This is a genomic window from Micrococcus sp. FDAARGOS_333 (genome assembly GCF_002206575.2).
Classification (GTDB): Bacteria; Actinomycetota; Actinomycetes; order Actinomycetales; family Micrococcaceae; genus Micrococcus; species Micrococcus lylae.
In genome coordinates this window covers 149,958-171,619 of sequence record NZ_NJFJ02000001.1, presented here as the reverse complement: position 1 = coordinate 171,619, position 21,662 = coordinate 149,958, and the positions used below count along the sequence as shown (strand labels likewise).

Genomic DNA, 21,662 nt, shown 5'->3' with positions numbered 1-21,662 from the left:
CTGAGAGAAGGGTGAGCATGGCCAAGGAAGACCTGAAGGTCACGAGAAATGACAAGAGTCGGCCGTTCAAGGGCAAAGGCCCCGAGGCGGACGTGGCTGGAAGGCTCCGGACGTTGGCCCGGTACATCGACCTGCACGGCAACCTTGTGGATCGGCGACATGTTCGAATCCACACGTGGATCCGGGTCGGGATCACGGCAGTCTTCCTCGTCCTCACAGTCTTGATCCCTGGAGCATGGAAGTTCCTGCTCGGTTTCGCGACGTTCGCAGCGGCGATCGCGGCAATGTTTCCCAGCGCCGACTTCGACTCAGCCCGTCGTCCTGCCACGGGCGAGGGGCAGCCTCCGTTCGATGGCGAACGCTTCGACGGATTCCATGAGGCGGCGCCGGCGTCGACTGAGAAGGCAGTCGAGCACGTTGCAGAGACTCTCTGTCAGGACCGAGGCGGATGCCGCTGGGTCGTCGGCATCACCGAGCGATACGTGATCGTGAAGAGCACGTGGACCAACGTCGACGAGGAGGGGAAGCGGACGCCCCGTGAGACGACCCAGGAGGGTGGGGGCGCAGACGAAGGCCCGTCCTTTGTGATCGATGTGGGCATGGTGTGCCACAACGCTAGCCTCTCGATTGACTCGTCCGATCTGCAGGAGCAGGCCCCCGGACTGTGGACCCGCATCGAGCTTCATCCGGATGAGCCGGACTTCCGCGTCCTCGAGAACGTTGAGGTGCGCCCCCTGACACTTGCCGGTTCCAATCTCGCGGAGATGCTCGAGGCACTCGCTGTCGCGCATGAGGAATTCGGGACATCGACCCGGAAGCTCACGCGAGCGCCGAAGTTCCTGCCCCACGCTGAAGACGCCTTCGCGGAGCGCCTTGATCTTGAGCCCCTCGATGCTGACCGAATCAGTGTCAATGGGAGGGCAGTTGAGCTTCGTGCCAGCAACGACAATGAGATGCGCATCAACGAGGCCCTGTGGAAGCTCTGGGCGCACGGATGCCTGCAGTCACCTGATGCCGATCCTGAGCGTGCGATCGAGTCGGGACGCTTTCCTATGCGCGAGGCGCGCCTCGACCAGGTCCACCGAGTGGAGGGCAGGAAGCGAGGGCAGGAGCAGGCGCGTTCTGAGATGACCGCGGACGTGGTCGAACGCATGCGTCGCAAGCACCCGGGGACATGAGTTTCCGCCGGCTGCAGTCCAAGGGGAGTGGCCCGGGATCGGTGTAGGCCGTCGGAGCGGGTCCCGGCCGCACCTGACATGAACGGCCGGCGCACCCGGCACTACACTCGCCCGGTGACCTCCCTGCTCCGCATCCTCCGCTTCGCCCCGCAGCTGCGCCCGCTCTACCTGGGGATCGCGGTGTCCGCGGTGCTCATGGCGGTCCTCTCCCTGGCCACCCCGTTCCTGATCGGTGCGGCCACGGACCGGATCGTGGACGCCGTCTCCGGCAGCGCCACGGTGGAGGAGACGCTGCCGGCGGTCGCGTGGCTGGCCGCGGCGTTCTTCGCGGTGGAGGTCCTCGCCACGGCCGTGATCAGCGTGGGCGGCTACTGGGGCGACGTCATGGCAGCCCGCATGCGCACCATCCTCTCCGCGCGCTACTTCGAGCACCTGCTGCACCTGCCGCAGAAGTACTTCGACACCGCCATCACCGGCCGCGTCACCAACCGCCTGAACCGCTCCATCACCGAGCTCACGCAGTTCCTGAACTTCTTCGCGAACAACGCGTTCACCATGCTCATCACCACCGCGGCGGTCCTGGCGATCTCCGCGTTCTACTGGTGGCCGCTGGCCGTCCTGCTGGCGGTCGTCTTCCCGGTGTACATGTGGCTGACCGCGAAGACCTCGAAGAAGTGGCAGGTCTGGGAGGGTGAGAAGAACCGGGAGATCGACATCGCCTCGGGCCGCTTCACCGAGGTGGTCGCCCAGATGCCCGTGGTGCGCTCCTACAACCGCCAGGGCACCGAGCTCGCGGGCTTCACCGAGCGCTTCCGCGCGACGATCGGGATCACCCGGAGGCAGTCGAACTGGTGGCACTCCATGGACGCCGCCCGCCGCCTCGCCCTGAACGTGGTGTTCGGCGTGCTCTACCTGCTGGTGTTCCTCCGCACCGCCCAGGGCCACTTCTCCGTGGGCGACATGGTGATCCTCATCCAGCTGATGACCATGGCCCGCCAGCCGATCATGAACATGTCCTACCTCGTCGACTCCGCCCAGCGCGCCGTCGCCGGCTCGAAGGACTACTTCGACGTCCTCGCCGAGGAGCGCGAGGACGGCCGGGACGGCACCGCCGTCCGTGCGGACGGCGAGGGGCACGACGACGGCACGGTCGCCTCCTCCGGTGAGGCGTCCGTCGTCGTGGGCCCGGCCGGGGAGAAGGCGGAGGCGGCCCGGGAGGCCGGCCGGATCGAGGTGGCCGAGCGGCCGGCTGACGTGGCGGCGGCCCAGAGGGCGACCGCCGACGAGGACCCCGGCGCCGGGCCGCTGCGCGAGCTCGCGGCCAGGGCCGGGTCGGACGTGCCGGCGGTGCGGTTCTCCGGCGTGCACTTCGCCTACGACTCCGGCGCCGAGCGCGACGTCCTGGACGGCGTCGACTTCGAGGTCCGCCAGGGTGAGAAGGTCGCGCTGGTGGGCGAGTCCGGCGGCGGAAAGTCCACCATCACCAACCTGCTCATGGGCCTGTACCCGGTTCGCTCCGGACGGATCGAGGTGTTCGGGCAGGACGTGGAGCGGATGGGACTGCCGGCCCTGCGCGGGGGCATCGCCGCCGTGTTCCAGGAGCCGAACCTGTTCTCCGGCACGGTGCGGGAGAACATCGCCTACGCGGACCCGGCGGCGAGCGACGAGCGCGTGCGGGCCGCGGCGAAGGCGGCGTTCGCGGACGGGTTCGTGGAAGACTTCCCGGAGCGGTATGAGCAGCTGATCGGCGAGCGTGGCCTGCGCCTGTCCGGCGGGCAGCGCCAGCGCATCGCCGTGGCACGCGCCGTGCTCAAGGACGCGCCCATCCTGATCCTGGACGAGGCGACGTCCTCCCTGGACACCAAGTCCGAGCGCCTCGTGCAGGCCGCCCTGGACGAGCTGATGGTGGGGCGGTCGTCCCTGATCGTGGCGCACCGGCTGTCCACCATCGCCTCGGTGGACCGGATCGTCACGCTGAAGGGCGGCCACGTGGACGAGGTCGGCACCCCGGCCGAGCTCGCCGAGTCCGGCGGCATCTACTCCCAGCTGCTGCAGCTCCAGCAGGCCGGCACCAAGCAGGCCAAGAAGCTGCTCAAGGAGTTCGGCATCGCCGGGTGAGGCAGGGCACAGGCCTCAGACGTCGCGGCAGGGCACCACCACACGGTGCCCGACGCTCCACTCCGCCGTCACCGACGTGCCCTTCGGCCCCGAGCCCCGCAGCTCCATGCGGACGGTCTCCGTCTCCGGGTCGAGGTCGAGGGAGTCCGGGTGCGCCCGCAGGTGCTCGGCGAGGGTCGTCTCCCCGTTCAGCACGGGAGGGAGCGGATGGTCCGGGTCTGCCGGGGGCTGCTGCGAGGGGTCGGCGTCAGGGCCCGACGTCGGAAGGTCTGAGGCGGGCGCCGGCTCAGTCGCTGGCGTGGGCTCCTCGGTGGCGGGCCTCAGTCGCGGGCGCGGCCCTCGGCGAGGGGCTCGTCGTGCTCCATCGGCTTGTCCGCACGGCGGAAGACCATCGCGAGGACGGCGCCGGAGAGGTTGTGCCAGATGGAGAAGACGGCGGCAGGCAGGGCGGCGGCGGGGGAGAGGTACTGGGCGGCCAGGCCGGCGGCGAGGCCGGAGTTCTGCATGCCGACCTCGATGGACACCGTGCGGGCCGAGGGTCGCGGCAGGCCGCAGAGGTGGGCGCCGGCGTAGCCCAGTGCGTAGCCGAGGCCGTTGTGCACGACCACCGCGAGCAGCACCAGGAAGCCGGCGGAGAGCACCGTCTCGGCCGAGTTGCCCACCACCGCGGCGGCCACCAGGGAGATGAAGAGGACCGAGATCCACGGCAGCGCCGGCAGGACCATCTCCACGGCGCGGCGCAGCAGCATGCGAACGATCAATCCGCCGAGCACGGGCAGCAGCACGATGTTCACGATCGACATCGCCATGGCGCCGGCGTCCACGTCCATGTACTGGCCGGCCAGCCACAGGGTGAGCAGCGGGGTCAGCAGGGGCGCCAGGAGCGTGGAGACAGAGGTCATGGTCACCGAGAGTGCGGTGTCCGCGCGGGACAGGTAGGCGACCACGTTCGAGGCGGTGCCGCCCGGGGCCGAGCCCACGAGGATCACGCCCGCCGCCAGTTCCGGCGGCAGCTCCAGGATCAGGGCCACGCCCAGGCCCAGCAGCGGCATGATCGCGTACTGCGCCACCACGCCGAGCAGGATCGGCAGCGGACGCTTGAACACCAGGGCGAAGTCCGGCCACGTCAGGGTCAGGCCCATGCCGAACATGATGATCCCCAGGAACAGGTTGACCTGCGGGATCAGCTGCTTGGTGGCCTCCGGTGCCAGGAAGCCGATCACGGCGGCAGCCAGGACGAGCAGGGGGAAGACGCTGACCGCGAGCCGGGCCGAGCGGTCCTCCGCGGCTCGCGAGCGGGTGGCGGTGGCGGTGCTCATGCAGACCACTGTAGGTCCGGGCCGCGTCGATGTCCGATGTGCGGACGGCGCTCGTCTGCCCTGCGGCCCGTGCGCGCGGATCGACGGTTCGTCACCGGATCGCGGAGAATCTCTGCGATCCGGTGACGAACCGTCGATTATCAGCGCCGGGGGATCAGCCCTTCTTCGCGCGCAGCGCCTCGGACCACTTCAGGGCCTTGCCGGTGCGCAGGATGGAGCGCTCGTAGATCTTCGCCGCGAACAAGATCGCCAGGGCGGTGGACGCGATCAGGATGCCGAGGGAGAGCAGGTGCTCCCACATCGCCCCCTGGTCCAGGAACACCCGCAGCGGCGTGGCCACCGGGGCGGAGAACGGCACCAGGGCCATGATCCGCAGGGCATCCGGGTTGTCGTTGAAGAAGATCACCGCGAAGTACGGGAGCATGATCAGCATCATCACCGGCATCGAGGTGGAGCCGATGTCCTCCTGGCGGGAGACCAGGGAGGCGGCCGCCGCGTACAGCGAGGCGATCATCACGAACCCGATCGCGAACAGCAGCACGAACCACAGGATCGGTGCACCCAGGCCGTCCAGCGGCAGGACCGCCTCGTTGACCTGCATGCCCAGCAGGAGCACGCCGGCGATCAGCGCCACCTGGAACAGGGCCATCGCGGAGTTGCCGATCACCTTGCCGGCCATCATGGCCTTCGCCGGGATGGCGGCGAGCAGGATCTCCACCACGCGGGACTGCTTCTCCTCGATCACCGAGACCGCGATCTGCTGGCCGTAGGTGATGGCGATCATGAAGAACACGATGCCGAAGCCGAAGGCGATCAGATACTGCAGGGCCGGATTCGGGGCGTTCGGGTCCAGCAGCTCCACGGACGGGGAGACGGAGAGCGCCTCCACCAGGCCGGTCGGCGCGGAGTCCAGGCCGACCACGGCGATGCCCGCCGGGCCGGCCTCGTCCGGGATGACAGCGGCCTCGACGTCGCCGGCGCGCACGGCCTCCTTCGCGGCGTCCGGAGAGTCCACCGTCTGCGGGTCATAGGCGTCTCCGAGCGCACCCACCGCCTGGGAGGTCTCCGCGGTCACGGCCACCTTGTCGCCGTCGCCGTCGCCGCCGAAGAGGTCGCCCAGGCGCGGGGCCAGCAGCACGGCCAGCAGGAGCAGGCCGAGCATGATCGCGGTGGTCACCACGAACGCCTTGGACATCATCTTGACCTTCATCTCGCGGCCGGCCACCAGGCCGACGGCGGTCCAGAAGGGGGTGCGGCCGGCCTGCGTGCCGGCGCCCGAGGTGCCGGCTCCGTCTTCCGCGGGTCGGTCGTCGTGGGTGAGGATCGGGTTCTGGGTCGAGGCGTTCATCGGGTGACCTCCGTGAAGATCTCGTGCAGGGAGTGGCGGACGGTGCCGAAGCGGGTGACGGTGCCGCGGGCGCTCGCCTCGCGCAGCACCGCGTTGGCGGCCTCCGCGTCGTCGGCCCGGAAGCGGACGTGGCCGCCGTCGAAGCTGGTGACCTCCACGCCGGACTGGGAACGGACCCAGCCGGTGTCCGTGCCGGCGATCAGCTCCCATTCGGTCTCGGCGTGCTGCTCGATGAGCTCCTGGCGGGTGCCGTTGGCCACCACGCGGCCGTCGGCGAGGATGACGAGCTCGTCGCAGAGCCGCTCCACCACGTCCAGCTGGTGGGAGGAGAACAGCACCGGGACGCCGGTGTCCGCGGTCTCGCGCAGCACCTGCAGGGTGGTGTCCACCGCGTGCGGGTCCAGGCCGGAGAACGGCTCGTCCAGCACCAGGGCGTTCGGTTCGTGCACCAGGGCGGCGGCCACCTGGGCGCGCTGCTGGTTGCCGAGGGAGAGCTCCTCGAGCTTGTCCTTGGCGCGGTGGTTCAGGTCCAGGCGCTCGAGCAGGTCTGTGGCGCGGGCCTTGGCGGCCTTCGCGGAGGAGCCGTGCAGGCGGGCCAGGTAGACGAGCTGGTCGATCACCGGCATCTTCGGGTAGAGGCCGCGCTCCTCCGGCATGTAGCCGATGCCGGCGCGGTAGGCCGCCGTGATGGGGGAGCCGTCCACGAGGATCTCGCCGGAGTCGTGGGAGAGCACGCCCAGCAGGATGCGCATGGTGGTGCTCTTGCCGGCACCGTTGCCGCCCACGAAGCCTGTCATCAGGCCTGGTTTGATGTCGAAGGACAGGTCGTGGAGGACGTGGGTGCCGCCGTAGGACTTGTTGAGGTCTCTGACGCTGATCATGTCCGCCACGTTATGTGCCGCGGACCACCCGGCGGATCCGCCCGGCGGGGGAGATCTGCGACGTCGGCCTGCAGGGGCGGCCTCCTCCTGCTGGGGGAGGAGGCGGGTCGGGGCCGGGCGTCGCCCCGGCGGCGGGAACGGCCCCGGGTCAGTCGGCGAGGCCGTGCTCGAAGGCCCAGATCACCGCATGCACGCGGTCCCGGGCCTGCAGCTTCATCAGCACGTTGGACACGTGGGTCTTCACGGTGGACTCGCCCACGACCAGCTCCTGCGCGATCTCCCCGTTGGACAGCCCGCGCGCCATCAGCCGCAGGATCTCCGTCTCCCGGGCGGTCAGCCCCGCCGTCCCGACGGCGGCACTCGCCTCCGCCTGCTCCGCACCCGGCTCCTCGGCCTGCTTGGGCATGGAGGCCGGCGCGGAGGGGGCGGCCGCCCCGTCCTCGGCAGGGACGACGGCGGGGGTGTCCGCTGTCCCCGCGCCCTGGGCGCCGGTGGCGAGGCGGGCGAGCACGCGGCGGGTGACCTGGGGGTCCAGCAGGGCGTCGCCGCGGCCGAGCACGCGGACGGCCTCGATCAGCTCCTCCGGTCCGGCGGACTTCAGCAGGAAGCCGGAGGCACCGGCGGTGAGGGTGTCGAAGAGGAAGTCGTCCCGGTCGAAGGTCGTGAGGATGAGGATCGCGGCGCGGGCGTCGGACTCCGCAAGGGCCCGGGTGGCCTCGATGCCGTCCATCACCGGCATCTGCACGTCCATGCAGACCACGTCCGGGTCCAGCTCTGCGACCTTCTCGAGGGCCTCGCGGCCGTCGCCGGCCTCGCCGACCACCTCGAGGCCGTCCTCCGAGCCGAGGATCGCCGCGAAGCCGAGGCGGATCAGGGGCTGGTCGTCCACCAGCAGGACGCGGATGCTCATCGGGTCTCCTCGGCGGATGCGGCGGATGCAGCGGGTGCGGCGGATGCGGCGGGTGCGGCGGGTGCAGGGGTGACGGCCCCGACGGTCGGCACGGTGGCGCGCACCAGCCATCCTCCGGTGGGCTTGGGGCCGGCGTCCACCGTGCCGCCCACGGAGTCCATGCGTTCGCGCATGCCGCGCAGACCCAGGTGGGTGCCGGGGACCAGGGGCCGGCCCCGGGTGCCGCGGCCGTCGTCGGACACCTCCAGCTCCACGCGGTCTTCCTCGGTGCGCAGGCGGAGCGTCACGGCCGCCCGGGGGCCGGCGTGCTTGCGGGCGTTGGTCAGGCCCTCCTGGGCCACACGGTAGAGGGCCAGCTCGGCTGCCGGCGGCAGCGCCGGGGCCGGCCCGATCCGTTCGAGGACCACCTGCTGCGTGCCCGTGGAGCGGGCCTTCTCAGCGAGCGTGTCGAGGTCGGACAGACGGGGCACCGAGGCGACGGCGCCGTCGTCGTCCCTGAGGGTGTGGACGAGGGACTGGAGCTCCCGCACCGCCTGGCGGGAGGAGTCCTCCACGCCCTTCAGGTGGCCGGCGGCGGCCTCCGGGTCCTTCGCCTGGAGCATGCGGGCGGCGCCGGCCTGCACGCCCATGGCGGTGACGTGGTGGGCCACCACGTCGTGCAGCTCGCGGGCGATGCGCACCCGCTCCAGGGACACCGCCTGCTCGGCCAGCTGCTCCTGCTGGGCGCGGATCTCCGCGTGGGCCCGCTCCAGCTCCTGCCGTTCCATCGCCTGCTGCCAGGCGCGGTCGCCGAACATCCACGCACCGGAGAAGTACGCGGCATTGATCGTCCACTGGATCAGCAGGAATGCGAAGTACGCGTTGACGCCGCGCTCGCCGGCCGTGCCCGAGGAGAAGCCGAGCACGGAGGCGATCAGCAGCCAGGACGCCATCGCCGCCACGATCGCCAGGCGGACCCAGAAGGCGCGGCGCCGGTCCGGGCACCAGGCGCCCACCGTGTAGAAGCTCATGAACAGCAGCACCTGGGAGGCGTACATCTCCACGCCCACCGACGAGGCCAGGGCGATGTAGGCGGCCGCGTAGAGCACGGCCACCGTCATGGGGGGCGCGGCGGCGGAACCCCAGCAGCAGCGCGGCGGCGGCGCCGGTGGCAGCCACCACATGGACGGAGGACCGGTACACGGCGTCCATGCCGGCCCACTGGCCCAGGTAGGCCATCTCCACCGAGGCGATCGCCAGGACCGCCGCGATGATCATGTCCTTGCGCAGCCAGCGCTCCGGCAGGGTGCGGGTCGGGCGGTCGGGTGCCGGCGCGGCCGCCGGGGACGTGCTGTCCGCGGCGGAGGCGTCGTCCGGTCGCGGGGAGGCTGCGGTGGGGACGGACATGACCTCCACCCTAGGCAGGAGCCGGGCCGGGCACCTCCGCCTGCAGGGGGAGACGTCGCCTGGAAGGACAACGCCCAGCCAGAAGGAGCCCACAGTACGTCTGCTCGGGAGTCCGCCGTCAGTGCGTGGACCTGCGGACCTGGGAGGATGGTCGCCGTGACCGAGCATCCTCAGCACCCCCTTCCCGACGACGGCCCCCGCCCCTCCGGCTCCCGGCCCGCCCCGTCCTCGCCCCGTCACGCCGCCTCCGGCGGCTCCGCGGCGGCGGGCGGATCGGCGTTGCCCGGGGAGCGGCCGACCGGCGGGGATGGGCCGGCCGCCGGCACGGCGACGGCCACCCTGGTCAGCCTGGGCGTGCTCGTGGACCCGGCGATCCCGGACCTGGGCCTGGAGGTCCTGAAGGCCGACCTGCACGCCACCTACCCGGACCTGGAGTGGCAGGTCTCGGCACTCCCGCACCACCTGGATGACGAGGAAGGCGACTCCCTCGACCTGCTGGAGATCGTCCGCGACCGGATGCTGGACGAGGGCTGGGACCTGGCGGTGGCGGTCCGCAACGAGCCACTGGAGCAGGGCAAGCACACGCTGCGCATCCAGGTGTCCCCGGCGCACGCGGTGGGCGTGCTGGCGCTGGAGCTCGTGGAGGAGCCGGTCGAGGCGGCGGTGGCCCGGGTGGTGGGCAAGATCCTCGGCCTGGACACCGACGAGGACGACGACGCCCCCACCGAGTCCGAGCGGCGCGCGGCGTCGAAGGCGGCCCGTCAGCTGGCCACGGACGTGGAGGACCGCGGCCGCGAGTTCCCGCTGGTCTACGCCTGGCGCGTGGGCGCGGCGAACCTGAGCCTGCTCTGGCAGACGATCCGCGCGAACCGCCCCTGGATGCTGGCGGCGACGCTCTCGAAGTCCCTGTCCGCAGCGCTCGCCGCGGGCTTGCTGACCCTGATGACCACGGACCTGTGGATGCTGTCCGCGGAGTACAGCGGCATCCAGATGGCGCTGGTCGGCAGCCTCGCAATCCTGTCCGTGACGATCTCGATGATCGTGGGCGCGAAGCTGTGGGAGAAGCCGCGCCGCAAGGGCGAGCGCGAGCAGGTGATGGTCTTCAACATCGCCACGGTCATCACGGTGCTGATCGGCGTCCTCGTCCTGCATGCCGCCCTGACGCTGCTGTCCTTGGTGGGTGCGCTGATGTTCGTGGACGACACGGTCTTCGAGGAGGTCACCGGGGACCCGGCCACGTTCTGGCAGTACTGCAAGCTCGCCTGGTTCATCGGCGGCCTGGCCACGATCGGCTCGGCCCTCGGCGCCGGCCTCGAGGACGACGACGACATCCGCGAGGCCATCTTCACCCGCGGCAGTGCCGGCTGACCCGGGCAGACACGGGCGAGGGGCCGTCGTCGGGAATTCCGCTTCCCGACGACGGCCCCTCGCCGTCCGCCGACCGCGTCGGCGGGGTGGTTCAGCGGGCGGCGTCCCCGCGGACCACGACCCTGCCGTAGACCCAGCCGAGCAGGGCGTCCCGAGCGCGCCGACGGCGAGGGCGATCCACGGCTGGACATCGAGGAGGCTGTTCTCGCCGAAGGTGAAGAACAGGGCCAGGGTGACGCCCGAGGCGGCCCCGATCAGGGTCATGGTCTGCATCTTCTCCGCGGCGGTCTTGGTCTTGTTCGTCTCGGCCATGGGATGTCTTGCGGAGGAACGGCCCCAACTCAGCCCACAGCGCGTGGAGGCGCTCGCCTCAGACGGAGGCCAGTCCCTCCACCGGGGTCTTCCGCGTGGCCCGGCGGGACGGCATGACCGAGGCCAGCAGGCCGGCCAGCGCGGCGACGCCGACGATCAGCAGCAGCTCGAGCCACGGCACGGCCGGCGCCACCACGGAGCCGCGGCCGAGGCTGTCCATCAGCTCCCCGAGCAGCAGCTGCGAGCCGGCCCAGCCGTAGAGCACGCCAAGCGCGCAGCCCAGCGCCGCGGCCACGGCCGCGATCAGCACGGCCTCCAGGGCGATCATGGTGCGCAGCCCGCCCTTGGTCAGGCCGAGGGCGCGCAGCAGGGCGTTCTCGCGGGTCCGCTCGATCGCCGAGAGGCTCAGCGTGTTGGCCACGCCGATCAGCGCGATCGCCACGGAGACGGCCAGCAGGGCCACCACGATCCACAGCATGGTGTCGATGATCTGGGCGTACAGCGCGCGCATGGGGGCGCCGCCGGTCACCGAGCCCGGGTCCACGTCCGCGGCGCGGGCGACCTCCTGGGTGAGGTCCTGCAGGCCGGTGACCGGGACGTCGTCCGCGGTGGCGACCAGCAGGCGTGGGGCCATCGTGGCCTCGGCGCCGTCCGATGCCTCGCCGGTGACGGCCTTGCCGTCCCAGCCCAGGGACGTCGCCTCGGTGTCGGTCATGTAGACCTCGGACTCCAGGCTGTTGGCGCCGACCGGGTGGAGGGTGGCCTCCTTGCCGGCGACCGTCACGGTGACGTCGTCCTCGACCCAGCTGGGGGCGAGCACGGTGCCCTCGTCTCCGAGGCGGGACATGCCGTCCCCGGGCAGGCCGGAGATCACCTGGCGCAGGCCGTCGGCGTCCACGGCGTAGGCGGGGGAGCCGTTCTCGGTGGTGCCCACCGGGGTGGCCACGGCGACGGCCTGGACGTCGGTGAGGTCCCCGACCCGCTTCGCCACGGCCTCGGCGTCCGCGTCCGCGGCGAGGGTGACGGAGAGGTCCACGGGGTACTCGGTGTCCAGGGCGGCGTCCGTGGACACCTGGGCGGTGCGACCGCCCACCAGGAACAGCGTCACCAGGGTGGTGCCGATCAGCAGGGCCGCAGCCGTGGAGGCCGTCCGGCTGCGGTGGCGGACCGCGTTGACGGCGGCCAGACGGCCGGGCACGCCGGCCGGGCGGGCCAGCAGGCCTGCGGCGGAGACCGCCGGCGGCACGAACACCGTGGCGAGCATCAGCATGCCGATGAAGGAGAGCATGCCGCCGCCGATCGCAGGGACGGGCGACTGGCCGAAGGCGCCCCAGAGCATCAGGGCCGTGCCGCCGAAGAACAGGACCGCGCCGAGGACCGTGCGCACCGCACCGCCGCGGGAGCGGACGGTGACCTCCGGGACCGGCTGCAGCGCCTGCAGCGGGGAGACCCGGGTGGCCGCGAAGGCCGGGGTCAGAGAGGCCAGCACGGCCACCAGCACGCCCACGCCCGCCGCGATCAGCAGACGGACGGGGTCCGCGCCGAAGGTCAGGGTCGAAAGGTTCAGCGGGCCGCGCAGCAGGGGGATCGCCACGGCGGCCAGGCCCACGGCCAGCAGCGTGCCCAGCACGGAGCCGATCAGGCCGACCAGCAGGCCTTCGAGCAGCACGGAGAGGCGGACCTGGCGCGTGGAGGCGCCGAGGGTGCGCAGCAGGGCCAGCTCACGGGTGCGCTGGGCCACCAGCACCTGGAACGTGTTGGCGATGACCAGGGCCGTCACCAGCAGGGCCAGGGCCGCGAAGCCGCCGAGCACCCAGGCGAACACGTCCGTGCCGCCGGAGCTGTCCGCCAGCTGGGCGCGTACGGCCTCGTCCGGGGTGGAGACGGTGGCGTCGACCTTCTGCCCGTCCAGCAGGGACTGCAGGCGCTGCTGGACGGCGCCGGCGTCCGCGCCGTCGTCGAGGCGGAACAGTACGGCGGAGGCGGACGGATCAGGGGAGGTCCCCTCGGCGTCCGTCTGGCGCACCTCCTCCACCAGGGACTGCGGGCCCCAGGTCTGCGGCAGGGCGGACAGGCGCGGGTCGGCCGAGGGCTCGGCCAGGCCCACCACGGTGACCTGCACGGACTGCGACTCCGGCCCGCCGGACTCCAGGGAGAACTCGGAGCCGAGCGTCAGACCGAGGCGGTCCGCCGTGGTGGTGTCCACCACCACCTGGCGCGTGCCGGCCTCCGGGGTGCGGCCCTCGGCCAGAGTCATGCCGGCCAGGTCGGCCTGCTCGGGAAGCGGGGACAGGGCGGAGAACTCCCCGCCGTCCAGCGCGGCGGAGCCGGAGTCGTCGGTCTTCGGGGTGTCGGAGACCTGCACGTAGTCGGTCTCGGCGGCGTAGGCCTCGGCCACGCCGTCGACCTTCGCGAGCTCGCCGGGCTTCGCGGCGGTGCCGGTGAGGCGGGAGAGCGCCACGTCCGGAGAGTCCTGCTGGGAGTCGGCGGTGCCGCCGGGGACGGCCACCAGGTCCGCGTTGGCGTAGGTGGCGCCGAGGCTGGCGCGCAAGGTGGCCTGCGCGGAGGAGGAGACCACGAAGGACGCGGCCAGGAACAGGGTGCCGATCAGGATGGCCAGCACCACGGACACGTAGCGCCGCGGGTGGGTCCGCAGCTGGGAGAGTGCGATCTTCAGCATCGGGGGCACCTCGTCACTGCAGCTGGGCCAGGGCGGCGGCCACGGCATCCGGGGTCGGCTCGAGCAGCTCGCCGGCGAGGCGGCCGTCGGCCAGCAGGACCACGCGGTCCGCGGAGGAGGCGGCCACGGGGTCGTGGGTGACCATGATGACGGTCTGCCCCATCTGCCTCACGGAACGCCGGAGCAGGGCGAGGACCTCGGTGCCGGTGGCGGTGTCCAGGTTGCCGGTCGGCTCGTCGCCGAACACCACGTCCGGGCGGGTGAGCAGGGCACGGGCCACGGCCACGCGCTGCTGCTGGCCGCCGGAGAGCTCGGAGGGGCGGTGCTTGAGGCGTTCGGTGAGGCCGAGGGTGTCCACGATCTCCGCCATCCAGGCCCGGTCCGGGGCGGCCCCGGCCAGCTCGAGCGGGAGCAAGATGTTCTGCTCGGCGGTGAGCGTCGGCACGAGGTTGAAGGCCTGGAAGACGAAGCCGATGCGGTCGCGGCGCAGGCGGGTGAGCTGGCCGTCGTCGAGGCCGGTGATCTCGGTGTCCCCGACGGTGATGGTGCCGGAGGTGGGGACGTCCAGGCCGGCGAGGCAGTGCATGAGGGTGGACTTGCCGGAGCCGGAGGGTCCCATGATGGCGGTGAACTGCCCGGCGGCGAACTCCACGTCCACGCCGCGCAGGGCATGGACCTCCGTGTCTCCGCGGCCGTAGGTCTTGGTGAGGCCGTAGGCGGCGACGGCGGTGCCGGCGGGCGCCTCGGCAGGGCGGGGAAGGGCACTCGTGTGGCTCATGGTGTCCACTCTCCTCCGTCCACGCCCCTGCGCGGATCCCCCGGGGGGAGGCATTCCGGCGGGCCGGGGTCATCCCACGGGATGACCCCGCGTCCGGGCATCCGCCACCGGGGGAGTCTGGGAGAATCATGGGCATGAGATCCGATGCCCGCGCGAACCGCAAGGACCTGCTGGAGGCGGCCGAGGCGCTGCTGAACGTGCACGGCCCCACGGTGTCCCTGCGCGCGGTGGCCCAGGAGGCCTGCGTCGGCGTGGGCACCCTCTACCGGCACTTCCCCACCCGCCGGCACCTGCTGACGGCGCTGCTGGGGCAGATCCTGGAGAGGGTCGACGCCATCGTGGACGGCTACCTGGCGGACCGGCAGATCCCCGACGACGGCCCGATCGCCTCGGACGGCGACCTCGCCCAGGCACGGTGGCACCGCTTCGCCACGCAGCTGGTGGGCGTGAACCTGACGGTGGCGGCCGCCTCCCTCGACTCGCTGGACCGCAAGGACCTGCCGAGCGAGGAGATGATCGAGGCCGCCGAGCGGTCGCTGATGCAGCGCATGGAGGACGCCCTGGTGCGCGCCCGCGCGGAGGGCCAGGTGTCCGAGGACCTCACGGGGGAGCGGTTCTTCACCGGCCTGCTGACGGTGTCCCGCCCGCTGGTGTCCCAGGAGGGGTGGCAGCTGCCCGGCCAGGAGGACTGGATGCTGCGGACCTACCTGCGCGGGCTGCGGCCGCAGGGCTGACGCGGGCCTGCGTCTGTTCCGTCACGTCCTGCCCCGCCCCTTCCTGCGCCGTCACGTCCTGCCGGTGCCGGTCGCGCTCGGTGCTCGGCGGGTCAGCGCCGGCAGGCGCGCCCCTCGAGGCGCTGGGAGATCCGGGCGGTGACCGCCCCGACGCCCACGGCCAGCCCGATCGCCACCACCATGCGGACGGTCGGCGGGGTGGGGGCCACGAAGGTCAGCACCATGAGCGCGACGGCCGCGGCCACCAGGCCGGTGAAGCAGGCGATGGTGCCGTGGTCGGCCGCGTCCGCCGGCACGGACGCCTCCCGGTGACCGGACGCCCCGGTGCCGGACGCGGCGGAGGTGCGCGCCGTCGTCGTGGTGTGCTCTGCGGTGTCCATCCTGTGCTCCCTGGCTGCTGGGTGAGGTGTTCGACTCGGCTGGAGAGTCTTCTCCGCGGCCGCGCCGGGCGGCACCACCGGCGGGATGAACTCCCCGGGGGCCGCCTCCGCCTGAAGTCGGAGGCGCGGGGGCGGAGTGCGCGCCGAAAGTCCCTGCCGGCGCCTGCCGGGCGCCCTCTACGCTGGGCTCGACGGCCCACCGCAGGGCCTGCAGAGAACAGGAGAGACCGATGTCCGCACGCCTGCACCGAGCCCTCGACGGGGTCCGCCGCCCGGACGAGTCCGTGTTCCTGCTGCACCGCACCGAGGCGGGCAGGAACCTCGTGGCGGAGTTCGGCGTGGACCTGCTCACCGGCGGCTTCAGCGTCGGCGGCGCCGCACGGGACGTGGCGAAGAAGCGCCAGTGGCTGCTGCTGACGAACGGCACGGACGCCCGCATCATCAACGTCCAGCACGACCGGGTGGCCGCCGAGTTCCCGGCCGTCGGCTGGGCGCCGGAGAGGCGGCGGGTGCTGCGCAGCCACGTCCAGGACGGCTGGCGCTACCGGATCACCGGGCAGCTGCGCTGACCGGCCCGGCTCAGGGCTGGACGAGGCCGGCGCGGTAGGCGCTGACCACCGCCTGCACGCGGTCCCGCGCCCGCAGCTTCGCGAGCACGCGGCCCACGTGGGTCTTCACCGTGGCCTCGGAGAGCACCAGCTCCGCGGCGATCTCCATGTTGGACGCCCCCTGCGCCATGAGCACGAGGACCTCGCGCTCGCGCGGGGTGAGGGTCTCGATCGCCTGGCGCTCCACGGCCCCGTGCTCGTCCGCGGCATGCTCGGCCTGCAGCCGCGGTGCCATGTGCTCGAGCAGCCGGCGGGTGGTGGACGGGGCGATCACCGCGTCGCCCCGGTGGACCGTGCGGATCGCGGCGAGCAGCTCCTCCGGCGGGGCGTCCTTGAGCAGGAACCCGGAGGCTCCGGCCTGGATCGCGTCCAGGGCGTACTCGTCCAGGTCGAAGGTCGTCAGCACCACCACGCGCGGGGCGTCCGGCTTCGCCAGCAGCGCCTCCGTGGCGGCGATGCCGTCCATCTGCGGCATGCGTACGTCCATGAGCACCACGTCCGCCCGGGCCACCGCGGGTGAGCCCACGGCCTCCCGGCCGGTGGACGCCTCGGCCACGATCTCGAGGTCGGGCTGCGAGCCGATGAGCATGGCCAGCCCGGAGCGGATCAGCTGCTGGTCGTCCACGAGGGCGACGCGGACCGGTGCGGCGGCGTCGGAGGCGGTGGTCTGGGGGTCGGTCATCGGTGGTGTCCCGTTCGGTTCGTTCTGGTCGATTCTTCGGTGGGTGCGCTCGCCGGGTGCACTGCGCCGGGTCGGCGGCCGCGCGTCGCGGGCGTCATCGCGCCTCGTAGGCCAGGTGCGCGGTGACGCGCCAGCCCCGGCCGGTGGCCGGCGGGCCGGCCGTCAGGGTGCCGCCGAACAGGCGGGCCCGCTCGGCCATGCCGCGCAGCCCGTTGCCGGTGCCGGCGGAGGACGGGGAGGCGGCGGCACCGTGGCCGTCGTCGTCCACGGTCAGCTCCAGCCCGTCCGCGGTCCAGGCCAGCGTGACGGAGGCACTGGCCCCCGCCCCGCCGTGGCGCAGGGTGTTCGTGAGGGCCTCCTGCACGATGCGGTAGGCGGCCAGCTCGCCGCCGGTCGGCAGCTCCCGCCGGCGCTGGCCGACGGTCCGCACCGCCACCTCGAGCCCGGACAGGCGCATGGTCGCGGCCAGCTCCTCCAGGTCCGCCAGGGTCGGCTGGGGCCGCAGCAGCATCCCCGTCCGCCGGTGTCCCGACGACGGCCCCTCGCCCCGCCCGGTCGGGTCCGGGACCCCGCCGGGGTCGGCCCCGGAGACGGGGGAGTCGGCCCCGGAGCTGGGGCGGAGCACCCCGAGCAGGGCACGCATCTCCGCCAGGGCCGACCGGCCGGTGCTGCCGATGGTCTCCAGGGTCTCCACGGCGACCTCGGGCCTGGCCGCGGCGGCGTACCGGGCGCCGTCCGCCTGGGAGATCATCACCTGCAGCGAGTGGGACACGATGTCATGCATCTCGCGGGCGATGCGGTTGCGCTCGTCCGCGGCGGCCAGCTCGCGCTCCTGGGCGGCCTGCACCTCGAGCCGGCGGGCCCGGTCCTGCACGGCGCGCAGCGCGATGACCCGGGTGCGGGCGACGTCTCCGAAGGCCCAGGCCGCGAGCGTGACGGCGGCGCACGGGATGGCCATGCCGAGGGCGACCACCAGGGCCTCGGCGCCGGGGTCGAAGCCGGTGTAGTGGGCGTTGCGGGAGAACCAGCCGTTCTTGACGCCGCAGGCGACCGAGCCGGCCAGGGCGATGCCCAGGACCGTGAAGGAGCCGCGCCGGGTGAAGGAGGCGGCGGCGTGGTGCACGAACATCGGCACCACGAACAGGGCCAGCGTGAAGTCCGGGCCGATCAGCAGGATCACCAGGCACAGGGCGATCGCGGTGCGGATCGCCGGCAGCGGGCTGCGGCGGCGGAACGCCCAGGTGCTCACCAGCGCGGCGTCCACGAGGGCGTCGATCGTCACGAGCCAGGCGGGGGAGTCCGGGAAGCCGAACATGCCGCCGGTGGGCGCGAGCAGCAGGTAGGGCAGCGCCACCAGGAAGAGCAGCAGCAGCCCCGCCACGATCGCGTCCGAGGCGAACGGGCGCTCGCGGTGGAACGCGTCGAGGCGGCGCAGCGGGTTCATGCTCACCAGGGTAGGAGCGCTCGCCGGCCCGCCGCGTCAGACCAGGGGCTGATGTCCGCCGTCACACCGCTTTCGTTCGGGAACCCTTCGCGTCCCGGGACGCTTTCGTTCGGGAAACTGTCGGGTCGGTCCGCCGGCCGGTCGGCCTCGAGGTCACGGTGTCAGCGCGCGGAGCACCTCGGCTGCCGGGACCTCGCGGGCCAGGTGCGCGCCGGTGCCGGCCCACAGGTGCACGGCGTCCAGGTCCATCGCGGCCGCGGCGGCCTTGCGCAGCGCCCCGGTGAGGACGTTGACCTCCGGGTAAGCCGCGGGAGCGTCCGCGAACTCGGCCATGAACGGCACCGTCAGCCCTCGGGCCCACCGGCCGGTGAAGGCCCGGGTCACGGCGGTGTCCCGCAGGCGGCTGCCGGGCTCGGCGGCCCGGGCCAGTCCTGCCCGGTGCGCCGCCGAGGTCCCGGCCTCCGGGGAGCGCAGGAACGCCGTGCCCGCCTGGACGGCGGCGGCCCCGGCGTCCAGGGCCGCGCGTGCCTGTGCGGCGGAGCCGATCCCTCCGGCCGCGACGACCGGCACCTCCGGGAACGCCGCATGGATCGCACGGATGAGCTCGTCCAGGGGTGCTGTCCCCGGGGCGGCGGCCGGGTCCAGGGTGCCCCGGTGGCCGCCGGCGTCCGGGCCCTGCACCACCAGCAGCCGCGCCCCGTTCCCGACGGCGGCACGCGCCTCCGCCACGTCCGTCACCGTGGCCCCGGGCGCGACTCCGGCATCGATGAGCCGGGCGAAGACCTCGGGGGCGGGCAGGCCGAAGGTGAAGGTCACCCACGGCCAGGCCTGCTCCTCCGCCGCGGCGAGGAACTGCTCGAACTGGGCACGCTCCTCGGCGGGGTCCGGGGTCGCGTCCTCCGCGGAGGGGACGTCCGCGCCGAGGCGGGCGGCCACGGGGCGCAGCCGCTCGGCGAAGGCGGCCACCTCGTGCCGGCGCGCGGCGGCGGTCCGGGCGTCCCGGGCGGGGATCTGCGTGTTCACCGCGTCCGGGACGAAGAGGTTCACGCCGAGGCGGAGGAGGGGGCCGTCGTCGGGACGCCCGGCGGGGGAGGGGACGCCCGAGGAGCCCTCGGCGGCACCGGGGGCGAGCAGGGCACGGGCGGCCGCCACCTCACCGCGGACCGCATCCGGGGTCTTCATGCCGCCGGCGAGCATGCCGGCGCCGCCGGCGCCGATCACCGCCGCGACCAGCTCCGGGGTGGAGGGACCGCCGGCCATCGGCGCGACGACCACGGGGACCGGGGCCGCCGCCAGCGCGGCGAGGGCGGGGAGGCCGGCGACGCGGGCGGAGGATGCGGGGTGCGCGCTCATGGGCCCACGGTAGGACGCCGTGGACTCGGGAGGCAACGGAGGCGCGGCCCGGCGTAGCATGGCGCGACCCCACCCCTGCCCGACCGCACCCGTGAGGAGGACCGCCCGTGCTCGCCCTGCTGGCCTGCGTGCCGGTCCTGCTCACGCTGATCCTGCTCACGCGCCCGCTGCCGGGATGGGTGGCGCCGGCCGCCGGAGCGGCCTCGGCGCTGCTGCTCGGCGCCACCGTCCTGGGCACCGACGCCGCGGAGCTCACGGCGCCGTTCGCGAAGGGCTGGCCGATCCTCCTCGAGGTCCTGGCGATCATGGCCGGCGGCATCACCCTGGCCCGCGTGATGGAGCGCGGCGGCGGGCACGCGGCCCTGGGCCGGTGGCTCTCCGGCGGCACCGGGCCGGGACTGGCCAGTGCACTGATGATGGTCCACGGAGTGGTCCCGTTCCTGGAGTCCGTCACGGGCTTCGGCGTGGCCGTGATCGTCTGCCTGCCGCTGCTGACCACCCTGGGCTTCACCCCGTTCCGGGCCGCCTGCCTGGCCCTGCTCGGCCTCTCCGTGAACCCCTGGGGCTCCATGGCCCCCGGCGCCCTGCTCGGCGCGCAGCTCACGGGTCTGGACTTCCGCGAGCTCGGCATCGCCACGGCGGTGTTCAACGTGATCCCCGCGGTGACCGCCGGCGTGGCCGCGGCGCTGATCGTCCGCGGCTCCCGCGCCGACCGCCACCGCGGCGTCCCCCTCCTGCCCCGGGCGAGGCTCCTCGGCCGGTGGCTCCCCGTTGCCGTGGCCTCCGCCGTGGTCTACGCGGGCCTGGTCCTCGGAGCGAACATCCTGCTCGGCACCCCGCCGGCCGGCGCCACGGCCGGCCTGCTCATGGCCCTGGCCTGGCGGGCGCTGATCGGGCGGCGGGCCGCCCGCGGCGCGCGTGACGGCGGACCTGGCGCGGCCGGGGCGGACGGAGCCGTCCGGGCTGCGGGGCACCGAGGCGAGGAGGACGCTGCCCGGGAGGGGGCCGTCGTCGGGAAGCAAGGACTGCCGGTCCGCGAACTGGCCCCGTACCTGGTCCTCATGGCCGGCACGATCGCCGGCACCGCGGCCCACGCCGCCCTCCCGCTCGGGGCGCTGGGGCCGTTCGTGCGCTCGCCGGCCACGTGGGCGCTGCTCGGCGCGGCGATCGGGCTGGTGGTCCTGCACCTGGACGCGGACCGGCGCCGGCTCGTGGGGCAGGAGGTCGTGCGGCTGTGGGTGGCCACCGCGATCCCGACCGCGCTCTACATCGCCTTCGGCTACGCGCTCACCGGCGGCGGGCTGGCGGACGAGATGGCCCGCGCCCTCGGCGGGCTGGGCGGGGTCTTCCTGTGGCTGTCCCCGTTCGTGGCCGGCCTGAGCGGCTACGTCACCGCCTCTACCACCGGCGCGAACGCGATGTTCGCTCCGCTGCAGGCCAGCACCGCCCAGGCCCTCGGGGTCTCGCCGCTGTGGCTGACGGGCATGCACTCCTCGGCCGCGAGCTGGGCGGTGGTGGCGTGCCCCGCGCGCATCGAACTGGCCTCCCGCCTGGCCGGCGCCGAGCACCGCGAGGACACCCCGGGCCTGCTGCCGACCCGGCGGAACCTGCTGGCCGTCATGGCCCCGACTGTCCTGGTGGTGCTCGTGGCCATGGCCGCGGTCTCGGCGCTGCTGCTGCCGCTCGGGGCGGGGTGAGGCGCCGGCGGCCGTGTGAGTCAGGCGCGGATGGGCACCAGGCAGTCGACTTCTCCCTCGCGCCGGTAGCTCTCGATCTGCGGTCGGGTGGAGTCATGGTCGGCGCAGGCGAAGAGCGCGTCGAACGCCGCACCGATCTGGCCGTAGACAGCCGCAGGCTCTCCACGCAGACGCAGACGGAGGTAGTCGCCCCCCGGAATAGTGGTCTCATCGAGGCCGAGCGGGTTCTCCGTGTCCCGCTCCAGACGGACCGAGCACATCCGGTAGACGTGGGAGTCTTCATAGACCAGGCCCATCATCCTTCGCCCCCTCAAGGAGTCGAAGCCCTCCTCGAAGGCCGGCCACCCGGCGTGGATGCTGGCCACGTCGAGGGGGACGTCCCGACTCAACGCCGGGAGGTCTTCCAGGGTGACGATGTCGATGCGACCGAGCTCGTGGCTCTGCGGGTAGGTGGCCATGGCCACTGTGTAGCCCGAATCGAGGGGA

The 21,662-nt window shown here is 73.1% G+C and carries 19 protein-coding genes; 6 read left to right on the top strand and 13 right to left on the bottom strand.

Going from position 1 to position 21,662, the window contains the following annotated elements; translation table 11 throughout:
- The first annotated feature begins 17 nt into the window (after window positions 1-17).
- Together CEQ11_RS00830 and CEQ11_RS00825 are read left to right on the top strand one after the other, a co-directional pair.
- Window positions 18-1,178 (top strand): hypothetical protein, encoded by a 1,161-nt coding sequence (locus CEQ11_RS00830; RefSeq protein WP_088477432.1) that lies wholly within the window; start codon window positions 18-20, stop codon window positions 1,176-1,178.
- Between the two features lie 114 nt (window positions 1,179-1,292).
- Window positions 1,293-3,296 carry an ABC transporter ATP-binding protein gene (locus tag CEQ11_RS00825; RefSeq protein WP_088478822.1) on the top strand — a complete coding sequence of 668 codons (2,004 nt, stop codon included), beginning with the start codon at window positions 1,293-1,295 and terminating at the stop codon, window positions 3,294-3,296.
- A 15-nt stretch (window positions 3,297-3,311) separates the two neighbouring features.
- Here CEQ11_RS00825 and CEQ11_RS00820 read toward each other — a convergent pair whose 3' ends face one another.
- The 6 genes from CEQ11_RS00820 to CEQ11_RS00795 form a co-directional block, all read right to left on the bottom strand.
- Window positions 3,312-3,491: a hypothetical protein gene (locus tag CEQ11_RS00820; protein ID WP_088477431.1), complete on the bottom strand. Its 180-nt coding sequence runs from the start codon at window positions 3,489-3,491 to the stop codon at window positions 3,312-3,314.
- A 125-nt stretch (window positions 3,492-3,616) separates the two neighbouring features.
- The gene (locus CEQ11_RS00815; protein WP_088477430.1) at window positions 3,617-4,615 is read right to left on the bottom strand and encodes a bile acid:sodium symporter family protein; all 999 of its coding nucleotides are present in this window, start codon (window positions 4,613-4,615) and stop codon (window positions 3,617-3,619) included.
- A gap of 154 nt (window positions 4,616-4,769) precedes the next feature.
- Entirely contained in the window at window positions 4,770-5,963 is a 1,194-nt protein-coding gene (locus CEQ11_RS00810; protein WP_088477429.1) for an ABC transporter permease, read from the bottom strand.
- Window positions 5,960-6,844 (bottom strand): ABC transporter ATP-binding protein, encoded by an 885-nt coding sequence (locus CEQ11_RS00805; protein ID WP_088477428.1) that lies wholly within the window; start codon window positions 6,842-6,844, stop codon window positions 5,960-5,962. The genes CEQ11_RS00810 and CEQ11_RS00805 overlap by 4 nt, the downstream gene beginning before the upstream one ends.
- Before the next feature lie 148 nt (window positions 6,845-6,992).
- Complete coding sequence (locus CEQ11_RS00800; protein ID WP_088477427.1) at window positions 6,993-7,754, bottom strand: response regulator transcription factor; 762 nt, start codon at window positions 7,752-7,754, stop codon at window positions 6,993-6,995.
- On the bottom strand, window positions 7,751-8,854 hold the full coding sequence (locus CEQ11_RS00795; RefSeq protein ID WP_193762956.1) for a sensor histidine kinase: 1,104 nt from the start codon (window positions 8,852-8,854) through the stop codon (window positions 7,751-7,753). Before CEQ11_RS00795 ends, CEQ11_RS00800 begins: the two co-directional genes overlap by 4 nt.
- A 442-nt stretch (window positions 8,855-9,296) precedes the next feature.
- Between CEQ11_RS00795 and CEQ11_RS00785 the strand changes: the two genes are divergently transcribed.
- Window positions 9,297-10,508, top strand: coding sequence for a hypothetical protein (locus tag CEQ11_RS00785; RefSeq protein ID WP_227718655.1), 1,212 nt, complete (start codon window positions 9,297-9,299; stop codon window positions 10,506-10,508).
- A 370-nt stretch (window positions 10,509-10,878) separates the two neighbouring features.
- On the opposite strand, the gene CEQ11_RS00780 is transcribed toward CEQ11_RS00785, so the two are convergent.
- Window positions 10,879-13,500, bottom strand: coding sequence for an ABC transporter permease (locus tag CEQ11_RS00780; RefSeq protein ID WP_088477423.1), 2,622 nt, complete (start codon window positions 13,498-13,500; stop codon window positions 10,879-10,881).
- Between the two features lie 13 nt (window positions 13,501-13,513).
- Window positions 13,514-14,278, bottom strand: a complete 765-nt coding sequence (locus tag CEQ11_RS00775) for an ABC transporter ATP-binding protein (protein WP_088478821.1) — start codon at window positions 14,276-14,278, stop codon at window positions 13,514-13,516.
- A 134-nt stretch (window positions 14,279-14,412) separates the two neighbouring features.
- On the opposite strand from CEQ11_RS00775, the gene CEQ11_RS00770 reads away from it, so the two are divergent.
- The gene (locus CEQ11_RS00770; RefSeq protein ID WP_193762955.1) at window positions 14,413-15,012 is read left to right on the top strand and encodes a TetR/AcrR family transcriptional regulator; all 600 of its coding nucleotides are present in this window, start codon (window positions 14,413-14,415) and stop codon (window positions 15,010-15,012) included.
- Window positions 15,013-15,104: 92 nt separating this feature from the next.
- Here the strand turns inward: CEQ11_RS00770 and CEQ11_RS00765 are convergent, their stop codons facing one another.
- The gene (locus tag CEQ11_RS00765; protein WP_088477421.1) at window positions 15,105-15,392 is read right to left on the bottom strand and encodes a hypothetical protein; all 288 of its coding nucleotides are present in this window, start codon (window positions 15,390-15,392) and stop codon (window positions 15,105-15,107) included.
- A 230-nt stretch (window positions 15,393-15,622) separates the two neighbouring features.
- Between CEQ11_RS00765 and CEQ11_RS00760 the strand changes: the two genes are divergently transcribed.
- Window positions 15,623-15,961 carry a hypothetical protein gene (locus tag CEQ11_RS00760; protein WP_088477420.1) on the top strand — a complete coding sequence of 113 codons (339 nt, stop codon included), beginning with the start codon at window positions 15,623-15,625 and terminating at the stop codon, window positions 15,959-15,961.
- A 10-nt stretch (window positions 15,962-15,971) separates the two neighbouring features.
- Here CEQ11_RS00760 and CEQ11_RS00755 read toward each other — a convergent pair whose 3' ends face one another.
- The 3 genes from CEQ11_RS00755 to CEQ11_RS00745 all read right to left on the bottom strand — a co-directional run bounded on the left by CEQ11_RS00755 (window position 15,972) and on the right by CEQ11_RS00745 (window position 19,479).
- Entirely contained in the window at window positions 15,972-16,682 is a 711-nt protein-coding gene (locus CEQ11_RS00755; RefSeq protein ID WP_088477419.1) for a response regulator transcription factor, read from the bottom strand.
- A 94-nt stretch (window positions 16,683-16,776) separates the two neighbouring features.
- Window positions 16,777-18,126 carry a sensor histidine kinase gene (locus CEQ11_RS00750; protein ID WP_088477418.1) on the bottom strand — a complete coding sequence of 450 codons (1,350 nt, stop codon included), beginning with the start codon at window positions 18,124-18,126 and terminating at the stop codon, window positions 16,777-16,779.
- A 153-nt stretch (window positions 18,127-18,279) separates the two neighbouring features.
- Window positions 18,280-19,479, bottom strand: a complete 1,200-nt coding sequence (locus CEQ11_RS00745; RefSeq protein ID WP_088477417.1) for a nitronate monooxygenase family protein — start codon at window positions 19,477-19,479, stop codon at window positions 18,280-18,282.
- Between the two features lie 107 nt (window positions 19,480-19,586).
- Here CEQ11_RS00745 and CEQ11_RS00740 point away from each other — a divergent pair, with 107 nt between their 5' ends.
- Window positions 19,587-21,176 carry an L-lactate permease gene (locus tag CEQ11_RS00740; protein ID WP_088477416.1) on the top strand — a complete coding sequence of 530 codons (1,590 nt, stop codon included), beginning with the start codon at window positions 19,587-19,589 and terminating at the stop codon, window positions 21,174-21,176.
- A 20-nt stretch (window positions 21,177-21,196) separates the two neighbouring features.
- Here the strand turns inward: CEQ11_RS00740 and CEQ11_RS00735 are convergent, their stop codons facing one another.
- Window positions 21,197-21,634: a GyrI-like domain-containing protein gene (locus tag CEQ11_RS00735; RefSeq protein WP_088477415.1), complete on the bottom strand. Its 438-nt coding sequence runs from the start codon at window positions 21,632-21,634 to the stop codon at window positions 21,197-21,199.
- Window positions 21,635-21,662 lie beyond the last annotated feature (28 nt).

Coding starts and splice junctions, on each gene's coding strand:
- CEQ11_RS00760 (WP_088477420.1), top strand. CDS start 15,623: ATGTCCGCACGCCTGCACCGAGCCCTCGACGGGGTCCGCCGCCCGGAC.
- CEQ11_RS00830 (WP_088477432.1), top strand. CDS start 18: ATGGCCAAGGAAGACCTGAAGGTCACGAGAAATGACAAGAGTCGGCCG.
- CEQ11_RS00800 (WP_088477427.1), bottom strand. CDS start 7,754: ATGAGCATCCGCGTCCTGCTGGTGGACGACCAGCCCCTGATCCGCCTC.
- CEQ11_RS00795 (WP_193762956.1), bottom strand. CDS start 8,854: ATGACGGTGGCCGTGCTCTACGCGGCCGCCTACATCGCCCTGGCCTCG.
- CEQ11_RS00780 (WP_088477423.1), bottom strand. CDS start 13,500: ATGCTGAAGATCGCACTCTCCCAGCTGCGGACCCACCCGCGGCGCTAC.
- CEQ11_RS00815 (WP_088477430.1), bottom strand. CDS start 4,615: ATGAGCACCGCCACCGCCACCCGCTCGCGAGCCGCGGAGGACCGCTCG.
- CEQ11_RS00755 (WP_088477419.1), bottom strand. CDS start 16,682: ATGACCGACCCCCAGACCACCGCCTCCGACGCCGCCGCACCGGTCCGC.
- CEQ11_RS00810 (WP_088477429.1), bottom strand. CDS start 5,963: ATGAACGCCTCGACCCAGAACCCGATCCTCACCCACGACGACCGACCC.
- CEQ11_RS00770 (WP_193762955.1), top strand. CDS start 14,413: ATGAGATCCGATGCCCGCGCGAACCGCAAGGACCTGCTGGAGGCGGCC.
- CEQ11_RS00750 (WP_088477418.1), bottom strand. CDS start 18,126: ATGAACCCGCTGCGCCGCCTCGACGCGTTCCACCGCGAGCGCCCGTTC.
- CEQ11_RS00765 (WP_088477421.1), bottom strand. CDS start 15,392: ATGGACACCGCAGAGCACACCACGACGACGGCGCGCACCTCCGCCGCG.
- CEQ11_RS00735 (WP_088477415.1), bottom strand. CDS start 21,634: ATGGCCACCTACCCGCAGAGCCACGAGCTCGGTCGCATCGACATCGTC.
- CEQ11_RS00775 (WP_088478821.1), bottom strand. CDS start 14,278: ATGAGCCACACGAGTGCCCTTCCCCGCCCTGCCGAGGCGCCCGCCGGC.
- CEQ11_RS00805 (WP_088477428.1), bottom strand. CDS start 6,844: ATGATCAGCGTCAGAGACCTCAACAAGTCCTACGGCGGCACCCACGTC.
- CEQ11_RS00745 (WP_088477417.1), bottom strand. CDS start 19,479: ATGAGCGCGCACCCCGCATCCTCCGCCCGCGTCGCCGGCCTCCCCGCC.